The following is a 10,558-nucleotide window of genomic DNA, read 5'->3' as shown; positions in this document are numbered from 1 at the left end:
CGTCGATGAGCAACTCCTTGAGCGATCCGGAGCAGGTCGCGACCGTCGACCCGGACGTGGCCCCTCCTCGACGCAGACATCGGTCGAACAGCCCGTACACCGGCATCGTGCTCGCGACCTGTGTGCTGTTCGTGCTCAGCGCGATCCTCGTACCGAAGTCGCTGTCGGCCGAGTCGTTGGGCGCGATGCTGCCGTTCTGGGCGATCCTCGCGATCATGTCCGCAGGCCAGACCCTGGTGATCCAGCAGCGTGGCATCGACCTGTCCATCCCCGGCGTGGTCAGCCTGACCGCCATGGGGTTCGTGGTGTTCGTCGACCGCAACGACACCCCGGTGTTCGTCGGACTGATCGTCGTCGTCGCGCTGGGCGTGGTCATCGGGCTCGTCAACGGGCTGATCATCACCCGGATCAACGTGACGCCGCTGATCACGACGCTCGCCCTCAACGCGCTGCTCGTCGGCGCGATGTTCAGCTACACCAAGGGCGTCGGGTCGGCGGCGCCGGCGAGCCTGCAGGCGTTCGCCGCAGCGCGTTTCCTCCATGTGTCCGTACTGGTCTGGCTCGCGCTCGGCACGATCGCCGTCGTCGGATTCGTGCTGCGCCGGACGACCGTCGGACGCCGTTTCGTGGCTGTCGGCTCCAACCCGGACGCGGCGCGTGCCATCGGGATCCGGGTCGATGCCTACATCGTCGGCGCCTACATCGCCGCGGCGCTGCTGTTCGCGCTGGCCGCGGTGCTGCTGGCCGGGTACGCGCAGAACCCGGCGCCCACGATGGGCAACCCGTATCTGTTCCAGACGGTCATGGCCGTCGTGATCGGTGGGACGAGCCTCGCGGGCGGCCGCGGCAGCGTCGTCGCGACGGCGGTGGCCGCACTGTTCCTGACCCAGCTGGGCCAGGTCGTCCTCACGCTGGGAGCCGACGCCGCGGTCCAACTGCTCGTGCAGGCGATCGCGATGGCGCTCGCGCTGGCCGGCGCGGCCTGGCTGAACCGTCGTCGGGGGAGCGGGGTGTGACCACGGTCGGCGGGCAGCTGGCGGCCGGCCTCCTGCCGCCCGAACGCGGTCATCCGCTGGTGAGCAGGCCGGTCGACGGGTTCCGGCTCGCATACGACCGGTGCGGGACCGGCCCCGCCGTCGTGCTGCTGCACGGCGGCCACGGCGACCGGACGGACTGGACCGATGTCGCCGTGAGCCTCCGGGGCACCGTCGTCGCGCCCGACCTGCGTGGGGTCGGCGAGTCCGACCGGTGGTCCGCCGGGGACGTGTCGGTGCCGGCCCAGGCCAGGAGCGTCGCCGGGTTGATCGACGAGCTCCGGATCGGTTCCGTCGTGGTCGCCGGCTACGGGATCGGTGCCGCAGTCGCCCTCGAGCTCGCGACGCGACGCCCGGGTCGGGTCTCGGGCCTCGTGATCACGCCGCCACCCGCGGTCCCGCCGCGCGCCACGGCCGGACCGCTGCGCGAGGTCCTGGCCAGGGCGTGGACCAGATGGTCGGGCCCGAACGTCGTCGATCTGTCGACCCGCCTCGACCACCTCGTGGCGCAGTCCGATCGACGGCTGATGCGGATGTCGGCACCACTCGGTCGCGGGGACGTCGTGACGATCCCGACGACGATCCTGTGGCCCCTGCTCGACCCGCTCGTGCGCCCGTCGTTCTTCGATCGTCTCTCGGACCGGTTCACCCGGGTGACGGTCCGAGGGCTCCCCGGGGTCGGGCACTTCGTGCCCGTCGAGCAACCGCGGGCGCTGGTCGGCGCCATTCACGAGATGATCGAGGGAAGACGGGCACGTCATGCGTCCTGAACAGGTCTCGCTGGGTGGCTGGTGCCATCTGGACGCGGCGTTCGCGGTGGAGCTGATGGCCTCGGTCGGGTTCGACTGGTGCTGTCTGGACATGCAACACGGCACGATCCGTACGCCCGAGATCGTCGGCCTGCTGCAGGCCGTCCGCGCGCGGGCCGGGACTGCGCTCGTGCGAGTGCCGGGCGGTGACCCCCACCTGGTCGGCGCGGTCCTCGACGCCGGCGCCGACGGCATCGTCGTGCCGCAGGTCTCGAGCGTCGAGCAGGCCCGAGCCGCCGTGGCCGCGTGCCGATACGCCCCGCACGGAACCCGAAGCTGGGGACCGCTCACCGCCAAGCTCGCCGGCCCCCGACCCGAGCCTGCCGAGCTCGGCGCGGCGCGGTGCTACGTGATGGTCGAGGACGGTGCCGGCGTCTCGAACGTCGCGGACATCGCGGCCGTCCCCGGTCTGGCGGGGGTGATCGTCGGGCCGGCCGATCTCGCGCTGGACCTGTTCGGCAGTCCGTACCTCACGTCGGATCCGGGGACGGTCGAGGCCGTCGCACCCGTCGTTGCGGCGTGCCGGGCCAACGACATCGCCGCAGGTGTCTTCTGCGGGACGGGAAACGTGGGGCTGTGGCGGTCGGCGGGCTTCAGCATGCTCGCGGTGGAGTCGGACTCGGCACTGCTGCTCTCGGCCGCACGGCGCGCGCTCGCGGAAGCGCGCGCGGTACTCGCCGACCGACTGCCCGATCACCGGGAGCACGCGCGGTGATGAAGCCGGGCTCGGAACCGACCTGTGGACGACGACCCGGACGGCGCCGGCGTCCCCGGACCGGGATGACCCGCCGTCCCGACGTGGGACAGCCCGGTGGCGGTTCCCCGGACGATGCTCGTGCTCGGGTGGAATGTCGACGAGAGGATTTCCGTGCCGGACAACTCCCGCAACGCGGCGCGCGGCGTCGTCGCTGCTCTCGCCGGGCCGCGGTCGGTCGAGTTGCAGCAGTATGCGCTGCCGGAACCGGGACCCGGTGAGGCGCTGCTCGAGGTACTGCGGGCCAACGTGTGCGGCTCGGATGTCGGCATCTTCCACCATCGCAACCCTGTGCTGCGCGACGTCGTGCTCGGTCACGAGTTCGTCGCGCGGGTGAGCGCGCTGGGCGACGGGCTCATCCAGGACTCGGCCGGTACGCCCGTGTCCGTCGGGGACCGGGTCGTCGTCGTGTACTTCCGCGTGTGTGGCCGTTGCCGGCCGTGTGGGCGCGGAGAGTTCAACATGTGCGTGCACTGGGCGGACACGATGGCGGCGCCGCCGGGCCGTGCGCCGCACTTCCACGGCGCGTTCGCCACGCACTACCACCTGGCCGCCGGCCGGCACTTCTACGTCGTGCCCGACGTCCTGACCGACGCCGAGGTCGCCGGGGCGAACTGCGGCCTGGCGCAGATGCTCTTCACGTCGGAACGGATGGGCGTCCGGCGAGGTCTGACTGTCGTCGTGCAGGGATGTGGTGGCCTCGGGCTCTACGCCTGCGCGATCGGCGCAGCATCCGGCGCGAGGGTGATCGCCGTCGACCGCGACCCGCGCAGGATCGCCGCGGCCGTGCAGTTCGGCGCCGCCGAGGTGGTGGACCTCGGTGTCCACACGACGGCCGCGGACCGCGAGCGACGGATGCTCGACCTCACCGACGGCGATGGCGCCGACCTGGTGGTGGAGGTGACGGGCCGGCCGGAGGCGTTCGGCGAGGCGGTCTCGTTCGCGCGTACGGGCGGTTCGATAGCCTCGGTCGGCAATCTGGGGGTCGGTCCCGGCTCCGAGCTGGCGATCTCGCCCGCGACGTTCACGCGCAAGAACCTCACGGTCAAGGGCTACCTCCGCTACGACCCGTGGTACCTGCGCCGGGCGCTCGACTTCCTCGTCGACACCCGCGACCTGCACCCCTACGGGACGATGTCCGATCGCGTCTACGCCCTCGACGAGATTCCCGCCGCGGTCGCGCGCACGGAGTCCGGCCACGCGATGCGGGCCGCCGTCGTCCCGTGACGCGACGGCAGCGCGGTCGACGCGGTGCCCGGTGCCGTCCGGTGCGCGAATCCGGTGAGGACCCGATCCCGGGTGGCTCGGGGAGCGTCCCAAGGCGGGACAACGTCCGGACCGGGCGTCTCCCTAACGTCGACGTCGCCCCGAAACATGGACTCGATCAGGGAGACACGATGACCAACGGCACTCGCGGCGTTCCGGGGCTGATCCTCGGCTACGGCAATCTCACCGGGATCGCCTTCGAGGAACGGGTTGCCGCAGCAGCGGCGGCCGGCGTCGATGCGATCGGGTACTCGGTACTCGAGTTCCAGGATGCGAAGCGCAACGGCATCGACGCGAAGGACCTCGCCGCGATCGCCGAGAACGCGGCCATCCACGTGGCGGAGGTGGAGATCGGTCTCGGGTTCGACGGACCTGCCGACGGGCGCCGATGGGGTCCCGTGTCGTTCCCCTGGGACCTGCCCTACATGGACGCAGGCGTGGAGCAGGATCTGCTCGACCTCGCCGGGGCGTTCGAGGCCCATCACATCGTGGTCGCAGGATCCTCGCACGGACAGGGAACCGACACGGCTCGTCGGTTCGCCCGCCTGTGCGATCGAGCGGCAGAGGTCGGCGCGAAGGTCGCCATCGAGTTCCTCCCCGGAACCGATATCCCGGACATCGCCACGTCGCTGGCGGTCGTGCAGTCGGCCGACCGCGACAACGGGGGGCTGTGCGTGGACAACTGGCACTTCATGCGCGGAAACCGCGACGACGCGGCGCTACGGTCGCTCCCGGCCGACCGCGTGGTGGTCGTCCAGCTGTCGGACGGCCCCGCCGCGCCGCTGACCGACGACTACTTCGAGGAGACGTTGAAGCATCGCCGGCTCTTCGGCGACGGCGACTGGGACGTCGCCGGTTTCCTCGCGACGCTGCGGACGAACGGCGTCACCGCTCCGGTCTCGATCGAGATCCTGTCGGAGAACTGGCACGCGCGGCCGATCGTGCAGACCGCCACGACCTTCGTCGCGCGTGCTCGGGCGCTCGAGGGTTGAGACGCTCCTCGGACGCCCGTGTCGCGCCGCCCCGCGGGCGCGCCCGTCGTCCCAACGCGGGACAACTCGCAGGTCGGGCCGCTGCATAGCCTCGACCTGATCCGAAGGCCGGATCAACCGTATCGAGGAAGACCGGTATGCACCCCGCGCGTCTCTCACGTTCCCACCTCTTCGCCGCCGTGACGGCGATCGTCTCGGCGGTCGCACTGGCCGCCTGCGCCCCGGCGCCGGCGGGCGGCACCACGCCGGCCGGCGGGACCACGTCCGCGGCAGCGGCGGGCGCGCCCGGCGACATCACCTCGCTGTGCCCACCGGAGCCGACGAAGGTCGTCTACATCAAGTCGGCGGGTGGGCAGGTGTGGGCGGCGATCTCCAACGCCGAGTTTCAGGCCGAGGCGGCGAAGTGCCCCACCGTGGAGGCGAGTTGGTACAACGGCACCACCGGACAGCAGGCCGCGATCGCCGCCACGAACGCCGCGGTGGCCCAGGGCGCGAAGGTCGTGGTCATCAGTCCCGACTTCGGCCCCTCGCAGCTGCCCTCGATGCGCAAGGCCATGCAGGCGGGCGTCAAGGTGGTCAGCACCGTCAACGACGTCACCGGTCAGAAGGGCACCGACTACGTCGAGTCCGTGGTGTGGGACACCGACGCGATCGCACGCAACCAGGCGACGTGGCTGGCCGAGAACGTGGGCCACGGCAAGGTGGCGTTCCTGGGTGGGCAGCCGGGCGCGCCGTCGACCGAGAAGACGTTCACCGCGTTCGCCGCCGCGCTGAAGCAGTACGCGCCGGGAATCCAGCTCGTCCCCGACACCTGGGTGCCGACGAACTGGGACGCCTCGCAGAAACGGCGCGCCGTCGCCGGGCTGATCGCCCAGAACGGCCAGTACGCGGCGTTCGTGAGTGACTACGGTGCCTCCGACATCGGCGCGGTGCAGGCGATCGTCGACGCGGGGGCGACGATGCCCGCGTTCCTCAACATCGGTTCGTCGCAGGGTTTCGTGTGCGCCGTCGCGCAACACAGGATCGCCTGGCTCGGCCAGGACGGGACCACCCAGATGTCGGCCGCGTCGCTGCGGGTCGGGCTTGCGGCGCTGGCGGGAAAGCAGAGCGCAGAACCGGTCCCGTTCGTGCTCTCCGTGTACGCCGACACCGCCGCCGGAAAGGTCCCGACGTGCGACCCGTCGATCTCGCCGGACGCGGACCTGTCGTCGAGCCTTCCGGTCGACACGCTCAAGGCGGTCCTGAACGGCGGCTGAGCGGGCCGAGGGAGGAGCCGGTCACGTGGCGACGGGCGGCCGTCCCAGGACCCGGCGCATGTGGCGCCGATCCTGTGCACGCTCGGGGGCACACCGATGCCGTCGTCAACCTGCCACCCCCGAGGAGGCGCGCACCCTCGCCAGCTCGAGGGCGCGGCCTCCGTGGGGTTCTGACCCCGCTCAGCGACCGAGGCGGTCGATTGCCGATCGGACGGCGTCGGCGAACACCTCGGGCGCCTCGACCGGGACGTAGTGTCCGACCCCGTCGACGTGGTGCACCGTCGCGGCGCCGTACCACTCGCCGACGCGGTCGGCCCATGCCCGGGGGAACAACGGGTCGAACTCCGGCCACAGCACCGTGATCGGGGTGGCGGCCGGTTCGGCCGGGGACGACTCCTCCAGCGACCGGACGACGGTCGCGCTGCCGGCGCGGTACCAGCCGACGGACGCGGCGAATGCGCCCGGCGCGCCGTAGCTCGCGGTCAGGCGGTCGAGGAGCGCCTCGGAGGGGGTGAACGCCGGACCGGACCAGTGGGACCAGAAGTGGCGGAGGTGGGCGCGCACGGCATCGGGACGCCCGTCGAGCAGCTCGTCGGCGAGCGGCAGTCGGTGGAACGACTGGTACCAGAACTCCTGCTGCGCGGTGGGGTCGAGAACCCGACGCCCGATTCCGGGCAGTGGCGGTGCGACGACGAGCTCTGCGACCCGGTCGGGGTGCTGCTGGGCGACGACCTGCGCGATCCGCGATCCGATGTCGTAGCCGCCCAGGACGGCGCGGTCGATGCCGAGCTCGTCCATCAGGGCGAGCACGCTCGCGGCCTGCGCCGAAGCCGAGTAGTCGCCGCCGCGGTGCTTGTCCGACCCGCCGAACCCGCGTAGGTCGGGAGCGATGACGTCGGCGTCGAGCAGACCGGCGACGGCGGCGTAGTCGACCCGGTCCCCGGGCCAGCCGTGCAGGAGGACGACGGGTGTTCCGGTGCCGGTGCGGTCGTAGGCGAGGCTGAAGCCGTCCACCGAGGATCGTGATCTCATCCGGCTGACGCTACGAACGAAGGCGGGCGGAATTGTGACCCAAATTGTGGCGGGGCACCCGTGCGCTCGCCCGGCGGCGGCGAGCGTCCTCGCTAATCATTGCCCTATGCAATGATGTGTCAGTGCAACGACATCCTGGCTCGACGGTCGAGGACCTGGTCGACGCGGTGATGACGGCGAGCCGGGTGATGGTCGCCGTGGCGGCGCGCTCGGTCGCCGCCGTGGACGACGACGTCACGCTCCCGCAGTACCGGGCGCTCGTCGTACTCGCCCAGCGCGGCGGCCTGCGCCCGGCCGACCTCGCCGACCTGCTCGCCGTGAACCGCTCGACGGCCAGCCGCATGTGCGAGCGGCTGGTCGGCAAGGGGCTCGTCGAGCGTGACAGGTCGGACACCGACCGGCGTGAGGTGGCGCTGACCCTCACCGAGCGGGGGCGGGTCCTCGTCGACGACGTCACGCGGCGGCGCCGCGCCGAGCTCCGCACACTCGTCACGGCGATGTCGGCCGACACCCGCGACGGGCTCGTCTCCGCGTTGCGGGCCTTCGCCGACGCTGCCGGCGAGCCGGGGGAGCCGGACTGGGCGGTGGTGCTGTGAGTAGCCCCGTGTCAAACCGCCCGCTGGCAACGGTGCGGCTCGGGGGCGCCGCGCGCCGCGCGCACCGCTGGCTCACGACGAGCCAGTCCGGCCTGGTCGGCCTCGCGCTGCTCATCGGAGTCGGTGCGGGCCTGGGCGCGGTCGTGTTCCGCCTGCTGATCGTCGGGATCACCGAGCTGGTGACGGGCCGGGCGGACTTCAGCGACGCTGGGCGGGTCGCGAGCCTGCACCTGCCGGCGCTCGGTCCCTGGTTCCTGCTGCTGGCGCCCGTCGTGGGTGGGCTGCTGTACGGACCGCTCGTGCAGCGGTTCGCGCCCGAGGCGCGCGGCCACGGCGTCCCGGAGGTGATGGTCGCGGTCGCCCGCAACGGAGGCCGCATCCCGGCACGGGTGGCGATCGTGAAGTCGCTCGCCTCCGCGCTGTGCATCGGTACCGGGGGATCGGTCGGACGCGAGGGACCGATCGTGCAGATCGGATCGGCGCTCGGATCGTCCATCGGGCAATGGCTCCGGGTGCCCGACCACCGGCTTCGGCTCATGGTGGCGTGCGGCGCGGCAGGCGGGATCTCCGCGACGTTCGACGCACCGATCGCCGGGGTCTTCTTCGGGCTCGAGGTCATCCTGCGGCGCTTCACCGCCGAGGCGTTCGGGATCGTGGTGATCTCGTCGGTCACGGCGAACGTGGTCGCCAGGGCCGTCGTCGGCGAGGACCACATCCTGACGTTGCCCGCCTACTCCCTCGGCTCGGCCGCCGAGTTCCCCTTCTACGCGGTGCTCGGGCTCGTCGCCGGTGCCGTCGGCTGGGGGTTCGCCCGGGTCCTCTACCGCATCGAGGACGTCTGCGACGCGGTCTGGCGCGGCCCGCAGTGGCTCCGCCCGGCGGTCGGCGGCCTCGTGCTCGGTGGGGTGCTGCTGGCGCTCCCGCAGATGTACGGCGTCGGCTACCCGGTGCTGGAGAAGGCCGTCGCCGGCGGGTACGCCGTCGGCTACCTGCTGGTGCTGCTCGTCGGCAAGGTCCTGGCGACGAGCCTGACCATCGGCATCGGCGGCTCGGGCGGGGTGTTCGCGCCGTCGCTGTTCATCGGTGGCATGGTCGGCACGGCGTTCGGCGACGTCGCCCACGTGGCCTTCCCCGGGCTCGACCTCTCGCCGGGGGCCTTCGGGCTGGTCGGGATGGCGGCGGTCTTCGCGGCGGCGAGCCACGCCCCGATCGCGGCCGTGCTGATCGTCTTCGAGCTGACGGGCGAGTACTCGATCATCCTGCCGCTCATGGCCGCGGTGGCGCTGGCGACCGGGCTCAGCCACCTGATCGCGCGCGACAACATCTACACGCTGAAGCTGATCCGTCGCGGGATCGACATCGACGCCGAGGCCGTCGACGCCGACCGGCTGCAGCGGCTGACCGTGGCCGACGTCATGCGCCCGGCGCCCGCGCCGGTACGCGCGTCGTCCGGCCTCGACGAGGTGACGGCCCGGCTGGCCGAGAGCCGGTACGGTGCGATGCCCGTCGTCGACGACGAGGGGCGCTACCTCGGGGCCGCGCTCGCCGGGGAGACGGCGCTCGACGTGGGCGGGCAGGTCGGCGTCGCCGCACCGCGCGCGGCCGACCTCGCCCGGCGACTGCCGGAGCTGACGCCGGGCACGTCGCTGCACGACGCCCTGCGCACCCTGACCGCACACGACGCGACGGGGCTGCCCGTCACGGCCACGCCGGGCGAACCGCCGATCGGCTGGATCGACCACCGTGACGTCCTCACGTCGTACGGCGCGGCCGACCCGGGGGGCCGGCCGGCGGGTCCCCGGTAGCGACGCCGGCCGGGCTCCGGGGCTCGACGTCGTCGGCAGCCCTCCGGAGCCGATCGGCGAGTGCGCGGACGTGGCCGCGCAGCGCGTCGGGCTCCTCGACGACGAAGGGGCGGTCGATCCAGGCCAGCAGCGACGGCACCCAGTCGAGTTCCTCTACCTCGAGGCGCAGCCGGAGCCAGCCGTCGTCGGCGGCGGCCTCGACCGTCGCGAGGCCGGGAGGGACTCTCCGGACGACGTGGGCGCGATCGGACCGCACGAGGACCCGGACGGTGTGCCGGCGCGGGGCGGTCGCCAGTGCCGTGAGCAGGCGGGCGTTCGGTTCGCGCGTGTCCGGGACCGGGAACGTGTCCTCGAGGAGGCGCGCGGCGCGGACGCGGTCGACGCGGAAGGTCCGGTCCTCGCCGCTGGCGGAGTCGGCGCCGGTGACGTACCAGCGTCCGGCGTGCGCGACGACCGCGTACGGGTGCAGCGTCCGTTCGCCGGCGTGTCCGTCGCCGGAGCGGTAGTCGATCGCGACCGCCCGCTGCTCCCGCGCGGCCTCGGCGACCAGCAGCAGGACATCGGTCGCGGGGACCTCACGCGGGCGACCGGCACCCGGAGGCCCGGCACCCTCGACGAGGGTGTCGAGGCCGGCCCCGAGTCGTCGCGGCAGGACCCGCCGGATCTTCGCGGCGGCGCTGTGGGCGGCTGCGGCCGAGGACGGGACGAGGCCGGCACGATCCGCGGCGACCATTCCCACGAGGACGGCGACGGCCTCCTCGTCGGTGAGCATCAGCGGGGGCATCCGGTACCCGCGCGCGAGCCGGAACCCGCCGTGGCGGCCGCGTTCGGACCGCACCGGGACGTCGAGCTCGACGAGGTGCGCGACGTAGCGGCGCACGGTGCGCTCGTCGACACCGATCGCGGCGGCCAGCTCGGCGGCCGTGCGGGTCCCACCGGCCTGCAGGATCGCGAGCAGGGCGAGGACGCGGCTGGTCGGGCGGGTCACGGTGACGACAATGCCAGCAATATCGG

At 72.6% G+C, this 10,558-nt stretch carries 10 protein-coding genes; 8 read left to right on the top strand and 2 right to left on the bottom strand.

What is annotated here, in order from left to right; translation table 11 throughout:
* Positions 1 to 5 precede the first annotated feature (5 nt).
* The 6 genes from PSD17_RS00425 (at position 6) to PSD17_RS00400 (ending at position 6,111) form a co-directional block, all read left to right on the top strand.
* Positions 6 to 1,016 (top strand): ABC transporter permease, encoded by a 1,011-nt coding sequence (locus PSD17_RS00425; RefSeq protein ID WP_013674401.1) that lies wholly within the window; start codon positions 6 to 8, stop codon positions 1,014 to 1,016.
* Positions 1,013 to 1,804: an alpha/beta fold hydrolase gene (locus PSD17_RS00420; RefSeq protein ID WP_339120874.1), complete on the top strand. Its 792-nt coding sequence runs from the start codon at positions 1,013 to 1,015 to the stop codon at positions 1,802 to 1,804. The genes PSD17_RS00425 and PSD17_RS00420 overlap by 4 nt, the downstream gene beginning before the upstream one ends.
* A complete protein-coding gene (locus PSD17_RS00415; RefSeq protein ID WP_339120872.1) occupies positions 1,794 to 2,558 on the top strand; it encodes an HpcH/HpaI aldolase family protein in 765 nt (254 codons plus the stop codon). Before PSD17_RS00420 ends, PSD17_RS00415 begins: the two co-directional genes overlap by 11 nt.
* A gap of 96 nt (positions 2,559 to 2,654) precedes the next feature.
* A complete protein-coding gene (locus PSD17_RS00410; protein ID WP_339120870.1) occupies positions 2,655 to 3,824 on the top strand; it encodes a zinc-binding dehydrogenase in 1,170 nt (389 codons plus the stop codon).
* A 41-nt stretch (positions 3,825 to 3,865) separates the two neighbouring features.
* Positions 3,866 to 4,855, top strand: coding sequence for a sugar phosphate isomerase/epimerase family protein (locus PSD17_RS00405; RefSeq protein ID WP_132975388.1), 990 nt, complete (start codon positions 3,866 to 3,868; stop codon positions 4,853 to 4,855).
* Positions 4,856 to 4,992: 137 nt separating this feature from the next.
* Positions 4,993 to 6,111, top strand: coding sequence for a substrate-binding domain-containing protein (locus PSD17_RS00400; protein WP_339120866.1), 1,119 nt, complete (start codon positions 4,993 to 4,995; stop codon positions 6,109 to 6,111).
* A gap of 180 nt (positions 6,112 to 6,291) precedes the next feature.
* On the opposite strand, the gene PSD17_RS00395 is transcribed toward PSD17_RS00400, so the two are convergent.
* Positions 6,292 to 7,143: an alpha/beta fold hydrolase gene (locus PSD17_RS00395; protein WP_103380780.1), complete on the bottom strand. Its 852-nt coding sequence runs from the start codon at positions 7,141 to 7,143 to the stop codon at positions 6,292 to 6,294.
* A gap of 122 nt (positions 7,144 to 7,265) precedes the next feature.
* Between PSD17_RS00395 and PSD17_RS00390 the strand changes: the two genes are divergently transcribed.
* Positions 7,266 to 7,739: a MarR family winged helix-turn-helix transcriptional regulator gene (locus tag PSD17_RS00390; RefSeq protein ID WP_339120864.1), complete on the top strand. Its 474-nt coding sequence runs from the start codon at positions 7,266 to 7,268 to the stop codon at positions 7,737 to 7,739.
* Positions 7,740 to 7,771: 32 nt separating this feature from the next.
* Positions 7,772 to 9,544 (top strand): chloride channel protein, encoded by a 1,773-nt coding sequence (locus tag PSD17_RS00385; protein ID WP_234027805.1) that lies wholly within the window; start codon positions 7,772 to 7,774, stop codon positions 9,542 to 9,544.
* Here PSD17_RS00385 and PSD17_RS00380 read toward each other — a convergent pair.
* Positions 9,492 to 10,532 carry a helix-turn-helix transcriptional regulator gene (locus PSD17_RS00380; protein ID WP_013674410.1) on the bottom strand — a complete coding sequence of 347 codons (1,041 nt, stop codon included), beginning with the start codon at positions 10,530 to 10,532 and terminating at the stop codon, positions 9,492 to 9,494. The two genes, PSD17_RS00385 and PSD17_RS00380, sit on opposite strands and share 53 nt — an antisense overlap.
* Positions 10,533 to 10,558 lie beyond the last annotated feature (26 nt).

The sequence above is a fragment of the Pseudonocardia sp. D17 genome (genome assembly GCF_036984265.1).
In the GTDB taxonomy this organism is placed as follows: Bacteria; Actinomycetota; Actinomycetes; order Mycobacteriales; family Pseudonocardiaceae; genus Pseudonocardia; species Pseudonocardia benzenivorans.
The sequence above is the reverse complement of the archived record's forward strand: the minus strand, read 5'-3'. Positions and strand labels throughout refer to the sequence as shown.